The organism is Mesorhizobium sp. ORS 3428, from assembly GCF_001854785.1.
GTDB lineage: Bacteria > Pseudomonadota > Alphaproteobacteria > Rhizobiales > Rhizobiaceae > Mesorhizobium.
Genome location: NZ_MDFL01000121.1, coordinates 1 through 17,859 on the forward strand (window position 1 = coordinate 1; position 17,859 = coordinate 17,859).

The following is a 17,859-nucleotide window of genomic DNA, read 5'->3' on the forward strand; positions in this document are numbered from 1 at the left end:
AGGAGTATCGCGCCGCCCATCCCGACGGCTACGGCTACACTTGGTTCTGCGAGCACTTCGCCGCTTTCGAGCGCCGGACGAGCGCGACATTCCGCAATCGGYATGCGGCGGGCGCGGTGATGCAGACGGACTATGCCGGGCAGACGGTGCCGGTGATCGATCCGGCGACCGGCGTCATTTGCCCGGCGCAGATTTTTGTCGCGGTGCTGGGCGCCTCCAATCTGACCTTCGCCTTTGCCAGCTCCAGTCAGAAGCTGCCGGACTGGATCGAAGGCCAGGTGCGAGCGCTTGCCTTCTTTGGCGGGGTCACCAAGGCGATCGTCTGCGACAACCTGAAGGCCGGTGTCGTCAAGGCGCTGTGGTTCGAGCCGACGCTGAACGCGACCTTTGCCGCCATGGCCGAGCATTACGACACCACCATCTTGCCGACCCGCAGCCGCAAGCCGCGCGACAAGGGCAAGGTCGAGGGCGCGGTGCTGATCGTCGAGCGCTGGATTCTGGCACGGCTGAGGAATCGATCCTTCTTCTCGATCACCGAGCTCAACGCGGCGATCGCCGAACTGCTCGAGGAACTGAACAACCGGCCGATGCGCCATATCGGCCAAAGCCGCCGCGAACTGTTCGAGGAGATCGAGCGGGCTGCCTTGAAGCCGCTGCCGGCGGTGCCGTTCGAATACGCCGAGTGGAAGTCGGCGAAGGTCCATCCTGACTACCATGTCGAGGTCGACAAGACCTTCTACTCGGTGCCGCACCGGCTGATCGGGCGTACCGTCGAGGTGCGGCTCACGCATCGAGTGGTCGAGATCTTTCACGATCACCAGCGTGTTGCCAGCCATGTCCGTCGCTCACAGCGTTCCGGCCATGTCACCGTCAACGAACACATGCCCAAAGCGCACCAGCGCTACGCCAACACCACACCGGCTAGCCTGATCAGCCGGGCGGCCAAGATCGGCCCCAATGCCGCCATCCTGGTCGAGCGCATGATGCGCGACCGACCGCATCCGGAACAGGGATACCGCTCGGCCATGGGCATCCTGTCGCTGGCGCCGCGCTATGGGCCGGAGCGTCTCGATGCCGCCTGCGAGCGGGCGCTGCTGATCAACGCGATCGCCTACTCCTCCGTCACCGCCATCCTCAAGGCCGGCCTCGACCGAGCCAGCTCCGCAGAACCGGCAAAGCCGACACCCCAGCACGCCAACATCCGCGGCTCCACCTATTACCAGTGAAGGAAAGGAAGAAAGAATGCTGACCAACCCCACCCTCGATCAGATGCAGGCCCTCGGTCTGGTCGGCATGGCTGCCGCTTGGCGCGAACTGGCCGAACGGAGCAACGCCAACGAGCTCAGCCGTGACGAGTGGCTCGGCCTGATGCTCGACCGCGAGGTCGCCATGCGGGCCGACAAGCGCGTCCGGAACCGGCTCGCCTCAGCCAGGCTGCGCTTTCCCGAAGCCTGCATCGAGGACATCGACTTTGCCGCGCCGCGCGGGCTCGACCGCCGCAACACCATGGCGCTCGCCCAGGGTKAATGGCTGAAGGCGCATGAGAACCTGATCRTCACCGGCCAGACCGGAACCGGCAAGTCATGGCTGGCCTGCGCCTTCGGCCGGCAAGCAGCACGGCTCGATCATTCCGTGCTCTATGTGCGCGTGCCGCGCCTGTTCGAGGATTTGGCGCTCGCCCGTCTCGATGGCCGCTTTCCACGCCTGATCGACAAACTCACCCGCGCGCAACTGCTCATCCTCGATGATTTCGGAACCCACAGCCTCACTGACCAACAGCGCTTCCATCTGTTCGAAATCGTCGAGGAACGCTATCGCCGCAAATCCACCCTGATCACGGCCCAGGTCCCGGTAGCCAGATGGCATGATCTGATCRCAGACCCCACCGTCRCCGACRCCATTCTCGACCGGATCGTKCACAACGCCCACCGCATCGTGCTCCAGGGCGATAGCATGCGAAAGCAAAAGGCCGCGCCCCTCTTGACCGGCACCGAAAACGGCGAAATCAATCATCCATGAACGCAACAAGGCACCCGAGGACCGACGCCGCCAATCTGTCCCGACATTAGCGAAACCACTGTCCGGGAATTAGCGGAACCCCTGTCCGGCTTTTGCGAAATGCGCAGCAGATTTACGGATTCGGCGAGAGCGCGGTGCCGCCGAGTCGAGCACGTTGGCCGGTGTTCCCGACCCCTTGCCAACTCCAAACAATGTAAGATGTCGGGCGGCGAGGCATTGCCTAGCCCGTGATGGCAGATGCTGTGTGAACAATGAACTCAGAGACGTGCAGAAACGGACACAAAGATCTCCCATGTGTCCGCATCAATGCTACCCACCTGCCTCGTCCCCTCGGCGAATCTTCAAGGAAATCACATCTTTGTCCGTGATATGCGTCATGGCTGCGTTGTACCCCGATGCTCTCGCGACCTTGTGCATAAGATCGTTGCAACGCGCATAGTGATGGCGGATCACTTCAAACACATCCTCGTCCGGACTTCCGTTCAAGTGCAGCGGGCGGAAGTAACGGTATAGACCTGCCTCTTCTTGCGTCGGGAATACCCAACCAAAGCGCTCTTTAAACTTGGAGCCATACGGGCGCTTGTGTACGAGTTCGTTTCGGATCAAGGTTACTTCCTGCATCCATCCGGCCACGGCGAAATTTCCGGGTTTTTGAGGATGCGCGGCGATGTCGCCACCCGCAATCAACAGCTGCAATAATGCATCCTTCGGCAAAGTTGCCAGCCGGAGTTCCCCGACGAGCCGCGCCATTGAGTCGTTTTTCGCATGATCGAGGCCACTGCGATAGGAGATAAGCGCACCCAGGTAGTCTCGCGCAGCTCCAAGGTGCAGGAAGAACGAGTGAACGTGCGCATACAGTGTCTGCGACAAAGTATTCGCGGATCTTTGGCCGTCAACGCGCCCAGCGGCCATATGGTTTACAAGTTGCTCGTGGTAGTGTTCTGCAATTTGCTCCACATTGATATCCATGCTGCGCAAACTCAGGCTGACGTAACCCGCCAGCGCCTCCACCGGGTCTTGATCGTCTAATGTTTTTGCAATTTCTTCTTCAGCGGGGTGCTTGGCAGAATCGAAAAACTCTTTGGTGCGAGAGCGGAAAATATTTCGCGCAATGTTGCTCCAGAGCTCTGCCGGACCTTCGGAGTGGTTGCTTTTCCCAGGAACAATCGGCGCCCAAGCGGAATGGTATACGCCATCCAACCAACCCGATCGTTGGAATGYAACTGCGCGGAATTTATTCTGTGTCGCGAGCAATTGAAGCTGGGCCATTGTCAGAGGACCCGTTGCACACGGCTTATCGTTGACAAAGACGGGTTCAATCCTCCAACCACCTTGGGCTAGGTTGGCGGCGCGGAAACCGCCTGTGAAATGCAAATAGAAGCCGGTGCCATCCGATTGGCGTGGAAGTTCAATAACCTCTGTCACAGCCTGTCCCATATAGTATCTGCACGAGCAATCCGGGGTCGTGGCGACAAACTGCACCCAGCGCTCTAAAACTTACAATATCAGCCGCCTTGTTCGCCAACGCTTTGGCCCGGTCCGCTCGTCTAGAAATCGGCGCAGCGATCCTTTGAGAGGCGCCGCGCGCCGGTGGAAACGCCGGTCGGCTACCGAGAGGCTCGACTGGGATCTCAAACGGCCGACTTGCGGCGCAAAGCTGCCGCGCGCAGACGCTGGTTGGAGGTCAAATATTAGCTCTCAGACTAGGTAACAGAAAACGGCTCCTCGATCAGTTCAGGCCTGAGGGGTGAGTTCGGAACGTACGCCGGCGGCGGTTGCCCCGCGTTTTCCGCATTCGGCCGCCAATCTTCCCTCTTCGGAATATCCTTAAGTCCGACGGGAAAGACGGTCACGGTATCGCCCTTGATACGCATCCTGAGAAAATGCCGATGACTGTTGCGTCGCATGGAGCTGAAGGCATCGTTGTGGTTCATGTCGAGCCAGCGGGACGTGACGTAAAGATAGGCTCCAAAAAGAGTGCCGCCGATCAGTCCGCCGAGCAGGATCGTTTCGGCCGCTGACAACAGGAAAGAGCTTCTCGGCCAACCGGCCAAGTCGACATAGTGGTTGTTGATCCATGCCACGGCCAATGCGGTCACTGCCGCGCCGAGGCAGTGCGCTAGGCCATTGGCCGCCGAGACCAGCGCCGTCTTGAGGCCGCCGCCCTCTTGCTTCTTGGTATACCCCCAGAAGCCGCCAATCAGCAGGATTGGAGCGATATAGTAGACGTCGGACGGCAGCGCTTTTCCAATCAGGGAAACGATCCAATAAAGAACCCCAAGGACCAGCGCGAAGCCCGGGTTGTATGCCACAAACCCGAAGTTCCCGCGAAGCATCGACAGACTCTCGATTTTCGAGGGGTAGACGGCTTCCCTACCCTGCGCATTCGAACCCAGCGTGAGAGCCCTAATGTGCCCCGCGAGCCAAGAATAACCGTTCTTGCCCCTGTCGAGATCGACGCGCGGCTCGACCTGGTGGGTCGGATGCAGAAATGCCCCGCCACCCCCGGAGGTCACGAACTGGGTGTTGCCGTCGTCCGCCACATAGCGGCTGTAGTGGTGGGTGTCGCCTGAGAGCACGAGAGGGATTGTCAGACCGCGGTGCTGATTCAAGGCGATCCAGCCGATGTAGCTCATCACGCCAAGCGCCTTGTTTCCTGTCTGACCTGTATAGAGCCATCCAGGCTCTGGCCCGCAAAGGAWGATTTTAGCGTTGTCAGACATGGCCTTGGCGATTTCGCGGAAGTWCTCCTTCTGCGGCTGATCCACATCGTCAGCGAGCTGAGCGTCGATCGCCCATAGCCACCACTGGTCCGTCAACTGCACGGCGAAATAGCTCCGCCGCTGGTGGGTGCGCCACCCGCCAAGATGCATGTGGTCTTTGCGACAAAACAGGGCGAGAAACCGAACCAGTCCGTCATACCAATCATGGTTTCCCGGAAGCGCAAAGACGGGCGGGCCCTTGAGCAGACCCTGATTGGGATCCGGAAAGGCCCAGTCATAGGGGTCGCGGAGTTGTTTCTGATAGGTCTCTGGTGCGGCGCGCGGATAGACCTCGTCGCCACCCATGACCAACATCTGGCCGCGCTTCAGTTGCTGGCCGTCCACCAACAGCGATTCCTGTGCGAGCAGCGACGCTATGGCGAAGGTGGCGTCGAAGCCATCACCGAGGTCGGCGACGAAGTCGACCCAGACGGCGCCGTCGGCATCGGGCTCAAGGCTCCATACCTGTTCATTCCCCTGCCCCGGCATGAATTGCCTTGCGCGTCYGACCAACTCCTCAGGCGTGACTGTGTCGAGAGCGGCGACGATAAGGCGCCGATCCGCGTACTGACCAAATAGATCTGACAGCACGACCCTCCATAGCAGGCGCAACAGCAAAACAGGACCGAACCACCCGGTCATCCTTGGGTATTTCGAGAGGCCAGCTAAGTCAGGAGGCGGCGTCGGCATGTTCTATATCATCCGTTGATTTCAAGATTGGGATCAGTCGGCTCACCAAGCTATGGCTGCTGGTTATGGTGCTGCACACGGTTTTCGATGAACATGGTCTGCTTTCGGTAGGACAGCAGAAAAAGCACCAGCAGGAAAATGACCGTGCCTAACTCGATCGAGCGCAACGACCAGGCGAAATATCCCGCCGCCAGTTTAACACCGTAGGCTGCCAGCGTCGTTAGCAAGACGGAGCAAATCGACCGATAGAGATTGCTGGATTCGAGAAAGACCGCGATCTTCGGATCCTTTGACTCGGCAACGATGAACTTCGAGTAGTCGTCGTGCTTTACGAAGCCTATTCCGTTGAGGACCGGCTGGAGAATGACCGAGCCGACGCGGCTTACGACGACACCCAGGAAATAATACATGATGACGTCAACGACGGCGGAGAGCGAGCCGAAGTCATAAATGTCGAGGCGTTTCATGATGAACGCAAAGACGGCGCCAGGGATGAGATTGGTGAAAATATTGTAAGATGAGAGTTTCGCGGCGATGTCGCCCATAGCACTTCCCCCTTCCCCGCAGTCGTTATATCGTTGTCAATTAGAAAGTAGAAGAGCCGGTGACGTCTGCATGTTCAGTTTCCACTCTCGATCTAGAGAGAGGGAAAGGATGTGCGCTTACGGCAAATAAAAAACGCACCGTCGCGTAGACGATGCGTATCCGGCTTCTACCCGGAAAGAATCTAGCACTCCCTTACACCTTCGGGTGGCGRCCGGTTGGCGCCTTCTCGCGCGTCAGTGGTTCAACGGCAGAACGGCCGGCTTCTACCCAGCAGATGCGGGTTCGACCCCCGTCAGGCGCTCCATTGCGGTTCCCTTGTCGCTCTCACCRTTTTAACCGACCGCGCCTAGCTGCAAGGGCGGCTTGGTTTTGAACAGCCGACCCAGGTGTTAGTGGAAGCCAGCCTCTGCCTTACGGCAGCGGACATGCCGGCGCAGTCGAAAGCCAACGGTTCACCACGGCAGCTAGACGCAAACCGGCGCGGCCGAGCTGCTGGTCGACGATCGGCAGAGCCTTATTGTAGTAGGCGTCATCTAGAACAGTCCCTATGGCGACGCCGGCTGACATCTCCTTGGCTAACGCGTGCGCTTCCAGGGTCCAGGCGACCGGATCCAGCGTCTGCGAAGCTTCGGGGTGCTTCAGCAGCCAGTCGCCTTCGAGCCTGTCCACATAGGAACCCCACGCATAGGTCGTCTGCTTGATGATGGTGCTGTCCCATACGGCATGGAGGTTGTCGCCCGGAAACTTTGGGGGGCTCTTGATCAATCCGCCGAACTTCACGGTTACGGTCAGTGTGTTCTCCCCGATGTTATCAGCGACCGTATGAAATGGCTGATGGATATCGCCGACAATGTGGATCAGATAGCGGAGACTGTCGCGGCGCAGCACCGGGTCCGAAGCACAGGTGATTTCATGCTCTGCACGATCAATCTCGGCGATCGCGCAGTCGCCCTGAGCATTGAGCATTGGCGGCGCATTCCGAAACCGGGTCATAGGTGTCATTGGCGAGCGGAATGTCGACGAAATGCCAGTTGTAGCTCTCGGGATGGACGGAGTACCGCACATCGTCCGCCCAGCTGGCCACCGAAGCCATCGAGACCTCACCACCAAGAATGCGCTTGACCTCTGTCAGCGCCGTCGCCGACAGGCGTCTTTGGGCAATCTCGGCGACAATAGAATGGCCTTCAGGTCCCCAGGCAGCCGCCGGGCCAATAGGACAACCCACCATCATCGTTCCGAGGACCACGGCGCTGGCTGTGGTCCGTACCAGGCGGTTTAGCCTCACCTGCGGTAGCTGTAGCAAAGAGCCTGACTTCAACATGCCCTCCTCCAAGAACACCCGCTCTACGTCTTCAAGCTGAAGCATCGGCCGACCACTCGATTGTACCTTAGGGGCCATCCGAGCAAAAGCGGCAAACAACATTGGAGACAACACTTCCCTGGGCCGTGYGGGTCACGTTTCGCCTGCTCTGACCGGTCTTGAAAGCAATAGCTCAGGTTCTTATATAAAAGGAATAAGGTCCTAGACATTGGACTGCGACGTTTTGTCGTGAACTTCCTGTCAAGACCGAATTGACAATCCACAGAAAATCATTATTTTAGGTGCTCGCACGCCGCCGAGGTAGTTGCTTTTTCGGGCGAAAACGCCTATAAAAAAGGCAGACGATGATTCTCATCGCCTGCCTTTCGTTTGTTCGTTCCTGTGGCTCAGCTGGCGCCGCACGGGGCCCCGACAGACCACCAGAACGATCCCTGACAAGTTCGTCTAGTGCCCAGAGGCTTCACTGACAAGGCGCCGGCGCGCCGAGTTGTTGGACCACGCGTTAGCGTGGATGCCGACGCTCGCCTTCATGGGAACTGATATGACTGCAAATCTTACATTTTTCCCCGTCGACAACGGGGACATGGCCTTGCTCACGCTCGATAATGGCCAGAACATTCTTGTGGATATCAATATCCGCGGGGCCGCCGATGATCCGGACGACGATGAAGCCTACGACGTCGCCAAGGACCTTAAGGACCGTTTGAAGAAAGACGACCAAGGGCGCCCCTACGTCGATGTCTTCGTGCTTTCGCATCCAGACCAAGACCACGTCACCGGACTGCGCAACCATTTCCATTTGGGTGCACCTGGTGATTACCCGAAGGACTCCGGCAAGATCATAATCCGAGAGATGTGGTCTTCGCCGATCGTCTTCCGCCGGGCCAGTAAGAACCATAAGCTCTGCGACGACGCTCTGGCTTGGGCGACTGAAGCCAGACGGCGGGTCAAGCTTTACAAAGACGGTGGCGCGTTCGGGACCGGGCCGGGTGATCGCATCCTCGTCCTTGGCGAGGACAAGGACGGAAAGACCGACGACATTCAGGGCATCCTCATCAGGCAGGACGGCATGATCTATGCCGCCGACCGCGTCATCGCGGGAGCTTTTGAGGCGAGGTTGCTTGCGCCCGGATACGTCGACTCCGAGGATCAGGAGCTCATCGAAACGCTTGAACGTAACAACTCGAGTGTCATTTTGCGTTTTTCGATCGCCGCTGACGGCTACTCGGACAAATGCCGGTTCCTCACGGGCGGCGACGCCGATGTGAGCATCTGGGAACTCCTTTGGCAGAAGAACGGCGAGAACCATCCCGATTGGTTCAGCTTCGATGTGATGGAAACACCCCACCACTGCAGCTGGCGCACCCTCAGCCATGACCGCTGGTCGATCTATGGCGAAGATGCCGAGGTCTCAGAGGACGCGCGCAAGGCCCTTTCGCAGATCCGCGAAGGTGCCGTGATCGTGGCCAGCTGCAAGCCGATCAAGAAGGACGACGATAACCCGCCGCACGAGCGCGCGAAGCGGGAATACGTGTCGATCGTCGATGGCGATGATGACCGCTTCATCTGCACGTCCGAGTACACGAACGCCAACGACCRCCCCCTCGAACTGACTATCGCCAGCACCGGAATTTCCAAGAAACAGATGTTGGGTGCCGTCAAGGCTGCAGCAATTGCCGGCGTCACCACCGTCACCACGACGGCCAGGGCGCATGGCTGATGGCTCTTGCTGACATGCAGCGACACGCGGAACATTTTCTGCGTGTCGCTCACGAGCACCCGAACGTTAGGTTCGCCGATCTCGCGAGCGTGACCGAAGACGAGGCACGGATCGCCCTTAATCTTGACGTGAACATGCCGTTCGTATTCCGGACACGGGGCCAGAGCCCCAACGGAGTGCGGAAGGTCGAGCGCGTCGAAGTGCGCCTATTGTCCGATTATCCGCGGCGTAGCCCTCGCTTCTATCTACGCGACGATTTTCCCCGTGATCTCCCGCATTTGACACCCGGCTCGATTCGGCGACCGCCAGTGCCCTGTCTGATTGATGGCTCGCTGGACGAGTTCTTCAACCAGCATKGCATGCTGGAATTGGGGGTCGCCTTCATCATCGAACAAATGTGCGTTTGGCTGGTCAAGGCAGCCCAGGGAACACTCATGTCGGCTCAGCAGGGCTGGGAACCACCTTTGCGAGGCCAACTGCCGGATTGGATGGTGTTCGACACTTCCTACGTTCGGAGCCAGGTTAGCAAAGGCACTGGTTCGATCGTCTTGTCGACCCGCTTTCTGGCCGGCCGGTCTGGTGTTTTTGGTGCCGGCAAAGACGTTTGGCTCGAACCCGACAACGAATTGTCGGCCCTCGTTGGCAACTTCAAGGCTTTCCCGTTCAATTCCAGGGTGCACGAGAGCGGCTTCACCATTGGAACGACCGTCACCGGTGTTTTCTGGCCGGACGAAAAGACCGTGAACGCCAATTTCCTGCCGGACACCGTCGAGAACTTGGACGAGTTGTCCGCCCGGGCTAAGGAATGCGGCGTGGGGGCCGGCTTCGACACGTTCCTCCAGCGGCTTGCAACTCGGTGGAGAGGTCGGAATACCGCATTTCTCGGCCCGGTGGGCGTGGTCCTTTGCGTTCGACGGCCGTTTCGGATGATGGATCGCGACTCATCGATCGAGCTCATCCCCTATGCTTTTGAGATTGCGGCGCTCCCTGGGCGCAGGTCATTGTTCGAATGGCCCGCCAGAAAGGCCGTGGTGCCGCTCCGACCACTCGAGAAGCCGACGCCGTCGCTGCTGCGAGAGGTATCCGGTGCCCCGGACCTTGCGCCTGTGGCGATTGTTGGTTGTGGTAGTGTCGGCTCAAAGACGACGCTTCATCTCGCGAGAGCCGGAGCAAAGATTACCGCGTTATCCGACGCAAGGCTTCTCCAGCCCCACAACATGGCCCGCCACGCGCTGGTGCGCGATGGCATTGGACAGGGCAAGGCGCAAGAGTTGGTAAATGAACTCAAGCCTCTGGGCCGAACGCCGACGATCTTTGATGGAGACGTCGTTGACGGTATCCGCGATCCCGACCAGCTTAAAGTGATCGCGCCGCCGGACACTAAGGTGCTGTTGAATACGACAGCGTCGCTACTCGTTCGCAGTTCGCTGTCAACCATTTCCTATGAGGACCTGCCGGCAAAGATCGGCGAGATAGCGCTTTTCGGCAGGGGCGAAGGCGCCTTCGTCCTATGGGAAGGGCCTGCACGAAACCCGTCGCTGGACGACTTAGTCGCCCATCTCTACGCCGACGTCACGCCTCGTGAACGTACACTTCTATTCGATCCGGAGTTCGGTCTCAGCAATATCCAAATCGGCGAGGGTTGCGGAACACTGACCATGCCGATGACTGACGCCAGACTGTCGGCAATGACTGGGCTGGCCGCCGAACAGGTCATGCGTCTGATGAGCTCGACCGCGGAGAACGGCGAGCTGTTGGTGTTCACTCGAGATGCCGAGGGGGTGTCCACGACGATCCGCCGCGTGATCGTGCCACCGTTTGTAGAGGTCGGAGTTGAAAAGCTAGGATGGCACTTACGGGTTTCRCCCTCAGCCCAAGCCAAGATCAGGGCGGACATCGCTGCTTATCCCGGCGTCGAGACCGGCGGTGTTCTGATCGGAACCTGTTGCTCGCGCACCCAGACCATCACGGTGGTCGATGTTATCGACGCGCCGGAAGACAGCACGCGCTCCCCTACCCTATTTGTTCTAGGGACGCGGGGGCTTCACGACAAGATCATGGACCGAAATCGGGAGAGCGGCGGCGCTCTTCTCGACGTCGGAACCTGGCACAGTCACTTGGCTGAACAAGGCCCGTCCGCGCTGGATTGGAAGACCGCGGCCGACCTGGCACAGGTTAGGCCGCCACCTTCGGTTCTGCTCATTGCAACTCCGAGCCAGTTTCTGGCGATTGCAGATGCCGGATAGGGGCTCTGCCGATGTTCGCACATACGAATCCACGACCTTTGTATGTGCGGCGCCGGCTGCGGTGCCGAGCTGTAAATCTGATCAGGGGATAATAAAATTGTTCACTGTTTGTTCTTTCGATGTATACCGTTCCGGTGTAAGATAACAGCCCAAAACAGATTCCTTTTGGAAGGGCGGCAATGACCGAACAGCCCAGGATTTTCAACGAACCGACAATCAGCTGCCCGAGCTGCAAAACCAACATCAAGCTGAACGAGTCACTCGCTGCGCCGTTGATTGCGGCGACGAAGGAAGACTACGAACGGAGGCTGTCTCAAGCCAACGCCGCGATGACGGCCAAGGAACAAGACCTCAAGCGACAGCGAGCGGAGGTTGATGCCGCGATGGYAAACATCGACGGCAAGGTTGCCGAGAAGCTTACGGCGGAACGGGCTCGGATCGAGGCTGATGAAGCCCGCAAGGCGAAGCAATTGGTGTCGGCGGACCTCCAGGAGCGGGACCGGAAGCTTRCCGACCTCGAGGCGACGCTTCAGGCTCGTAATGAAAAACTGGCGCTGGCTCARCAACAGCAGGCCGAATTCCTGAAGCAGCAACGTGCCCTCGACGACGAAAAGCGCGAACTAGATCTGACGGTCGAAAAGAAGGTCCAAGAGGGGCTAGCTCTCGTCCGCGCCAAGGCCAAAGCGGAAGCAGAAGACGGGCTCCGGATGAAGGTGGCCGAAAAGGAGGAACAGATCGCTGGTATGCAGCGGCAGATTGAGGAGCTGAAGCGCAAGGCCGAGCAAGGTTCGCAGCAGCTTCAGGGCGAGGTGCTCGAGCTTGAGCTCGAGTCGCTGATCGCCAGCAGGTTCCCGGTCGACGTCATCGAACCGGTTGCCAAAGGTGAATATGGCGGCGACGTTCTGCAACGGATCGTCGGCCCTGCCGGCCAGCAGTGTGGCGCCATTTTATGGGAGTCGAAGCGCACCAAGAACTGGAGCGCAGGCTGGTTGGCCAAGCTGCGCACGGATCAGCGCAGCGCGAAGGCGGACATTGCCCTGCTGATCTCCGAGGCATTACCGGCCGGCGTCGAGACGTTTGACCTGGTCGAGGGTGTGTACGTTGCCCACCCGCGCTGTGCGGTGCCGATTGCAGTAATGTTGCGGCAATCCCTGATCGAATTGGCGAACTCTCGCCTTGTTCAGGTCGGACAAGCCTCCAAGATGGAGTTGGTCTATGGATATCTGACTGGACCCCGTTTCCGCCAGCGGATCGAGGCCATCGTCGAGAAATTCTCCGACATGCAGGACGACCTCGCCAAGGAGCGCAAAAACACCATCCGCGGCTGGGCCAAGCGGGAAGCACAGATCCAGGGTGTGATCGAGTCGACTGTCGGCATGTACGGCGACCTACAAGGGATTGTGGGCAAAGTAATGCAGGAGATCGAAGGCCTCGAAATTCTTGCCGTCGAAGGGCCAAATATCGRCAAATGAATTTGAGCCACTTCCCCTGAGCAGACTGTGCCTCGTGYAGACTTGCGAGACCAAAATCTCCCTGACAACTCGGTCGGGCATTCTCATCCCCTTAGGCGGGAATTGTCGTGGGCAATTTTTGTGCAATGGAGGTGACGTGCAGGTGTACCATGGGGCCATTCGTCCAAACTGAAATTGAACCAGAGCGCAACCGAGACTGACCAAAGTCGATAGGAGGTACTGGCCTTCAGTTGCTTCAAAACACGTCGAYGATCGCCCCCAGTGGGCTTGTCTGGACCCGTATACGGCCGTCCTTCCGGGTGGTAAGCACTCGCCTACGTTGACCGTTCAGATCGATGCCACGACATCGCTCCCGGTACCAACGCTGCGTCTCTTGGGTGGCGTATTCCCGTCCACAATCGGAAATGACAACAAAATATGGGAACAGGCCGGTTTCCCGAAACAGACGTTCGCTGCAGCCGTTAAGCCTGCCATGGTGGGAAGCGATTAAGATATCGACCTCGCGCATGGCTGCCCGAAAGCTTTGCCGCCGCAACAGCCTCTCCCATCCTGCCACTTCCATGTCACCGGGAAAGCAGATGTGGACACCGTGGCTCTCGATGATGGAGACCAGGCTCAGGTTATTTTCGTCTTCAAATTCGGACGGGTAGTTGTTCCAGAAACACCGGAGCCTGAAATCGCCGTAATCGACATCGCCGCCGGCCGGTCCAGTATAAGTCGCCATCATACCCGCCAGGGCGTCAATGCCCCGGCCAATCCCGCYGATTTCCTTCAAACGGCGAAGGTTATGCGCAGATACCGAGGGATTTTTGGTCAGAGTGCGGATGTCAACAGCCCTCACCAGATTGTGCAGGTCGCTCGCATGATCCTCGTCAAAATTCGATATGATCAGCTTGTCTATATGGCGGATGCCCTTGCCGGGCAGGTAAGTGGACGGGCGCCAATTCGTTGTCGAATTATGACCCGCATCGATTAGGACGTGCCGGCCCGTATCGGTGACAATATGCGAGCACTGACCGTGCTCGACGTCGAAAATCCTGAGATCCATTCAAGCCGCCGCTGTCGGAGCATCAGGCTGCGCCCGGCGCAGCCTAATCGTGTCACAAGCGGCGAGCAGCGCGGTGGCGTACTGCACCCCGGCCTCCCAGACCCATTGCCTGGTCACGACAAAGACCCAGATGACAATTGCGGCCGCATTGACGGCCATGGCCGAAAGCACAGCCGGCCCGAGCGGCACGATTGTGCCGATCGCCGCGCGCCAGTCGTGCTTTTGCAGCAGATCGAGAAACCCCGGATTGTTGTAGAGGATCGCACCGGTCGATGCGRCCAGGGTCAGGCCGCAGATGAWGATGCCCAACGATTTYAGGCCACGCAGGTTGCGGCGGAAGCCGTATTGCGCATTTTCACGATGAACCATCGGGAAGTCTTTGCCCCGCGCCATCTCCTTGAGCCAGACAACCGCCGAGTCATAGACCGCATCAGACCCTGACGGATCGGCAGCCTCCTGTTCGRCCGTCGGAATTGCCGGCAATTCCGGTACCGCCGAGCTCAAGAAGCTGTGGTAACGCTGGCGCGTGTGCCGATCGAGATGACTGTCGCGGTGGCGCAGGATGATGGTCGTCGGCCACCCTCCCCATGCCTTTCGCAGGCCGGRCTCGATGCGCCGCCCCTTGGTGCGGGCATAGGATCCAAGCGCGTAGAGGAGGCCGCACGAGGTGGCCACCGTCAGCAGCGTTGCGCCGATGCTGGACAGAAGCAGCCAGGGGAACCAGGCAAAGACCGCCAGCAGGGGCGGAAAGATCGTTAGCAAGCCTGGAAACAGCCGGGCCTGCCGGCCATAGCCGTCGAACATTTGGGCGATATCGGTGGTCAAAGGGATCGCCATGGCCTATTCCTCATACTCCTCAGGATAGGTAGCCGGCGTCGCGGGGCTCCACCCCTCCCGGGACRGAGCATTCCATGATGTCCGGAAGCTCACCCCTTCCGTCATGTGCAGATTGGCGCCTCGATGGATCATTGCGCGCATCACCACCTTGCGCGGATGGTCTTCGTCTTCTTTTGCGGAGCTGATGACCGCGGTGAAGTGACCCTGTTGAGGCTTGCTGTCCAACGGCTCTCCGAGCATCGAATTCAGCAGTTCTGTCGTTAGGTTGCGGCGGCCGCCATGGTGCGGCACCTGGAGGCGGTCGATGCCGGGAAGCTGCAGGCCCRCAGCGGGCGCATAGGCGATGACCTCCGCCAGCCCATCCCGCCCGGTGTCGGCGGTCAGAAGGATCTTCTTACCGCACAGGTTCGCGTACTGCACGACGCTCATCTCGTTCTCGTTGCTGGTATCCTYGGCAGGGAACGCCTCCGCGCCCCACGCCGCCCGGATGTAGGCCACCGCGCTCTTGGYTTTTTCCACCAACGTGGTCAGGAACCCGTCGAAGGCCGACGTTTCGGTCTTGGCTTCCGGCGTCTTGTCAGAGGTGACCACAAGGTCCAGGAACCGGTTACGCGTCGGCGCCATCACGCGGAACGCACCGATTGCGGCCCCCTGAAACGCCTCGCGGATCTCGATGCCCTTCCGCTCTGCGATTTCTTCCAGTGCTGCCAGGTTCGCGTACGCCGAGCGCAGCTTGGAGYGGAGCCGGTCGACGTCATTGTACGTCTCAAACCGGTCGATGATCTCCGCAGCATAGATCCAAGGCCGGTTCATCCAAAGCACGCCGACATCGAAGTGCTCGAGGATCTCCACGAGGCCGCGGGCGTGGTCGCCATCATTGTGGGTAGBGACGACGTGGTGGATGAACGTCGGGTTTCCGTAGTGGGCAACGATGTGGTCACGCAACGACTTGCCGGTGTCTACGTAGCCGCCATCGACGACATGGATATAGGTCGCGCCGTCCTTCTCGTACCGCAGCGCGATCGCGTCTCCGCTCTTCTTGGTTTCAACGCCAAGAAAATCGATCTCAAAATAGTCCGCCATTTTTTGGATATTCCTCTCGCCAATAATTTGAATAATACAAATTTGGACTTCTCTGCCGAAGTCTTGACGTGAGATGTGAACGCCCATGCTTTCTTGCAAGAGAGGAGGAGTAGATAATTTGCGAAAAAGGAGGCCCGCTTTGCGGGTCCTCCCGTCGAGTTGCGAAAGAACGTGATTTCTCTCGAATTTCTTCAACCAGCCGCGCTCGAGTCCATCGCTGCGTCGGAACGCGACAACGCCCCGCTCACGGCCCGTCGTCCTCAACGACATCGCCCTCGCCGTTAGCCAACCCGGCTGGAATGGCGCCGGCGAGCAGCTTTTCCCTCGACAGCAGCCCGGCGTCCTCGAGCGCCTCGAAATCCGGCAGCTGGCGCAGTGTGTCGAGCCCGAACTGCGACAGGAAATTCTTGGTCGTCACATAGGTGTAGGGCGCGCCCGGTTGCGGGCTGCGCGGCCCCGATGCGATGAGGTCCTGCGCACGCAGCACGCCGATCAGATCACGCGACGCCTCCTTGCCGAAGAAAGACGACAGCTCGCCACGGGTGATCGGCTGGAAATAGGCGATGCACATCAGCACAAGCGCCTCCGACTGCGACAGTTCTTTTGTCCCCGTGCTCCGCGGCCGTGCCGAATGCGGCGTGGATGACGTCTCCAAAAACCTTCTTCGTCCRGTGCTGCCAGCCGCCGGCGACCGCGACCAGCTCATAGGGGCGGCCGRCGAGCTCGGCGCGGATGTCGTCGATGACCAGGTCGAGATTGCAGTTTTTTCCCACCACCCGCGCCAGCACCTCGCGTGGCACAGGCTCATTTGCCGCAAAGATCACCGCTTCGACGCGGCCCATCCACTCGCGCCAGCGCAGTTCCGGCGGCAGGTGCTCGAGCTCGATGTCAAGCAGCGCCGGCTGATAGTCAGGCTTGCGGCGGACGGAGGCCTGGCTCATCGCTACAGCCCAAACAACCGGAAGCTGGCGCGGCCCGACAGCTCACGCACGGCCTCGAGGTGTTGGAGGCGCTCGAACAGCCGCCGCGCCGCAAAGCGCGACAGGTTCTTTGTCACCAGCGATCCGGCGACGGCATCTTCATTGAGCAGCAAAAAAATCACGTCGCCGGCGCCCTTGGCGCGCAGTTTTGGCGCCACCGCCAGAAGTTTTTCGGAGCGGCGCGAAAGCTCGGCCGCCAGCCGGCAGGCCTCCGCCGCGGCTTGAACCAGCGCTAGGCAAACCGCGCGCTCAAAACCTTTTTCGCCCGGTCGGATGCGTTTGCCGCCGCCCCCTTCGGTCCGGAAGGCCGGGCCAAAGGCCTGCGTCATCAACAGCGGCAGCGGCCGCGGCCAGCGCAGGCTTTGCGCCAGCACCAGGTCGGCGAGCCACCAGGCCAAGAGTTCTGAATGTGTGCGCATGGCGACGACGTGCGCGGCGAGCGCCGCCGCGGCGAATGACGCCGGGCGCCACGAGCCCGCCACGTCATCGATCTTCGTGCTGAGTTCGGCGAGCGCCTCGTCGTCCCAGGCGAGCCCGAGCATCTCGACCACTTTTGCCAGCCGATCGGCGCTGACCGCCGGCGGCTGCAGCGCCAGCTGGCGCCAGGCGCCAAAAATGGCGCCGGCGGGACCGGGATCGGCGCCGGCCGGGCAAAGCTGCCAGGCATCGCGCAAACCTGCCTCGTCCTCGGCGCGGCCGGCGAGCCGCATGCTGGCGGCGGCGCATTTGAGCGCCAGCCGCTGACGCCATGCGCCGGCCCAAGCCGGCTGCGCGCGGGCGAGACTGTCCAGAGAAGCGAGCGCGGCACCGGCCCGGAAGGCTGCGTCCACGTCATGCGTAACGCCCACGGTCTCAAGCGCCCAACCCGGGACGGTCGGCGGAGGAAGATTGGCGGTCGCTGGATCGAGGCGAATCATGACTTTGAGGGTAAATGGTGCGTGCGCTTTGCACCACAATTTTCGCCCTAAAACGCACTGCTTGTCGGAACACCAAAACGAATGATAATGTTGCCATATCAGTCGCTTAAACTTCCGCAATTTGCTCTGCGAGGCACCCGCGACCGCGGCATCGGTCCAGTTTTGCGATCGGTAAGCCGTCGCTCGCCGTCACCGCAATCGCCTCCGGGAGGCCAATC

14 protein-coding genes and 1 pseudogene are annotated in these 17,859 nt (G+C 59.9%); 5 read left to right on the plus strand and 10 right to left on the minus strand.

Annotated elements, in window-relative coordinates; genetic code table 11:
• Window positions 1-1,226: IS21 family transposase (gene istA / locus ORS3428_RS17415; protein ID WP_071099544.1), on the plus strand; the 1,226-nt coding region annotated here is incomplete at its 5' end.
• A 16-nt stretch (window positions 1,227-1,242) separates the two neighbouring features.
• Window positions 1,243-2,019 carry an IS21-like element helper ATPase IstB gene (gene istB, locus ORS3428_RS17420; RefSeq protein WP_071099545.1) on the plus strand — a complete coding sequence of 259 codons (777 nt, stop codon included), beginning with the start codon at window positions 1,243-1,245 and terminating at the stop codon, window positions 2,017-2,019.
• Window positions 2,020-2,328: 309 nt separating this feature from the next.
• Here the strand turns inward: istB and ORS3428_RS17425 are convergent, their stop codons facing one another.
• The 5 genes from ORS3428_RS17425 to ORS3428_RS17450 form a co-directional block, all read right to left on the minus strand.
• Window positions 2,329-3,456 carry a hypothetical protein gene (locus ORS3428_RS17425; RefSeq protein WP_071099546.1) on the minus strand — a complete coding sequence of 376 codons (1,128 nt, stop codon included), beginning with the start codon at window positions 3,454-3,456 and terminating at the stop codon, window positions 2,329-2,331.
• Between the two features lie 266 nt (window positions 3,457-3,722).
• Entirely contained in the window at window positions 3,723-5,423 is a 1,701-nt protein-coding gene (locus ORS3428_RS17430) for a metallophosphoesterase (RefSeq protein WP_244508005.1), read from the minus strand.
• A gap of 98 nt (window positions 5,424-5,521) precedes the next feature.
• Window positions 5,522-6,016 carry a hypothetical protein gene (locus tag ORS3428_RS17435; RefSeq protein WP_071099548.1) on the minus strand — a complete coding sequence of 165 codons (495 nt, stop codon included), beginning with the start codon at window positions 6,014-6,016 and terminating at the stop codon, window positions 5,522-5,524.
• Between the two features lie 412 nt (window positions 6,017-6,428).
• Window positions 6,429-6,983, minus strand: a complete 555-nt coding sequence (locus ORS3428_RS17445) for a S1/P1 nuclease (RefSeq protein ID WP_071099549.1) — start codon at window positions 6,981-6,983, stop codon at window positions 6,429-6,431.
• On the minus strand, window positions 6,943-7,383 hold the full coding sequence (locus ORS3428_RS17450) for a S1/P1 nuclease (protein WP_157895969.1): 441 nt from the start codon (window positions 7,381-7,383) through the stop codon (window positions 6,943-6,945). Before ORS3428_RS17450 ends, ORS3428_RS17445 begins: the two co-directional genes overlap by 41 nt.
• A 466-nt stretch (window positions 7,384-7,849) precedes the next feature.
• On the opposite strand from ORS3428_RS17450, the gene ORS3428_RS17455 reads away from it, so the two are divergent.
• From ORS3428_RS17455 to ORS3428_RS17465, 3 genes are all read left to right on the plus strand, one after another.
• The gene (locus ORS3428_RS17455; protein WP_201788326.1) at window positions 7,850-9,058 is read left to right on the plus strand and encodes a metallohydrolase; all 1,209 of its coding nucleotides are present in this window, start codon (window positions 7,850-7,852) and stop codon (window positions 9,056-9,058) included.
• Window positions 9,058-11,304, plus strand: a complete 2,247-nt coding sequence (locus ORS3428_RS17460) for a Mov34/MPN/PAD-1 family protein (RefSeq protein ID WP_071099551.1) — start codon at window positions 9,058-9,060, stop codon at window positions 11,302-11,304. The genes ORS3428_RS17455 and ORS3428_RS17460 overlap by 1 nt, the downstream gene beginning before the upstream one ends.
• A 179-nt stretch (window positions 11,305-11,483) precedes the next feature.
• Entirely contained in the window at window positions 11,484-12,776 is a 1,293-nt protein-coding gene (locus ORS3428_RS17465) for a DUF2130 domain-containing protein (protein ID WP_071099552.1), read from the plus strand.
• A 235-nt stretch (window positions 12,777-13,011) separates the two neighbouring features.
• Here ORS3428_RS17465 and ORS3428_RS17470 read toward each other — a convergent pair whose 3' ends face one another.
• The 5 genes and pseudogenes from ORS3428_RS17470 to ORS3428_RS17490 all read right to left on the minus strand — a co-directional run bounded on the left by ORS3428_RS17470 (window position 13,012) and on the right by ORS3428_RS17490 (window position 17,641).
• Window positions 13,012-13,824, minus strand: a complete 813-nt coding sequence (locus tag ORS3428_RS17470) for a ComEC/Rec2 family competence protein (RefSeq protein WP_071099553.1) — start codon at window positions 13,822-13,824, stop codon at window positions 13,012-13,014.
• Complete coding sequence (locus ORS3428_RS17475; protein WP_131802912.1) at window positions 13,825-14,661, minus strand: hypothetical protein; 837 nt, start codon at window positions 14,659-14,661, stop codon at window positions 13,825-13,827.
• Window positions 14,662-14,664: 3 nt separating this feature from the next.
• On the minus strand, window positions 14,665-15,831 hold the full coding sequence (locus ORS3428_RS17480; protein ID WP_244508010.1) for a competence protein ComEC: 1,167 nt from the start codon (window positions 15,829-15,831) through the stop codon (window positions 14,665-14,667).
• 157 nt (window positions 15,832-15,988) lie between these two features.
• A pseudogene (scpB, locus tag ORS3428_RS17485) lies at window positions 15,989-16,685 on the minus strand (SMC-Scp complex subunit ScpB).
• Between the two features lie 2 nt (window positions 16,686-16,687).
• Window positions 16,688-17,641: a DUF1403 family protein gene (locus tag ORS3428_RS17490; RefSeq protein WP_071099555.1), complete on the minus strand. Its 954-nt coding sequence runs from the start codon at window positions 17,639-17,641 to the stop codon at window positions 16,688-16,690.
• Between the last annotated feature and the right edge of the window lie 218 nt (window positions 17,642-17,859).

Excerpts from the sequence above, each read along its gene's own strand:
- ORS3428_RS17435 (WP_071099548.1), bottom strand. The coding sequence starts at position 6,016 with ATGGGCGACATCGCCGCGAAACTCTCATCTTACAATATTTTCACCAAT.
- ORS3428_RS17445 (WP_071099549.1), bottom strand. The coding sequence starts at position 6,983 with ATGCTCAATGCTCAGGGCGACTGCGCGATCGCCGAGATTGATCGTGCA.
- ORS3428_RS17450 (WP_157895969.1), bottom strand. The coding sequence starts at position 7,383 with ATGCTTCAGCTTGAAGACGTAGAGCGGGTGTTCTTGGAGGAGGGCATG.
- ORS3428_RS17490 (WP_071099555.1), bottom strand. The coding sequence starts at position 17,641 with ATGATTCGCCTCGATCCAGCGACCGCCAATCTTCCTCCGCCGACCGTC.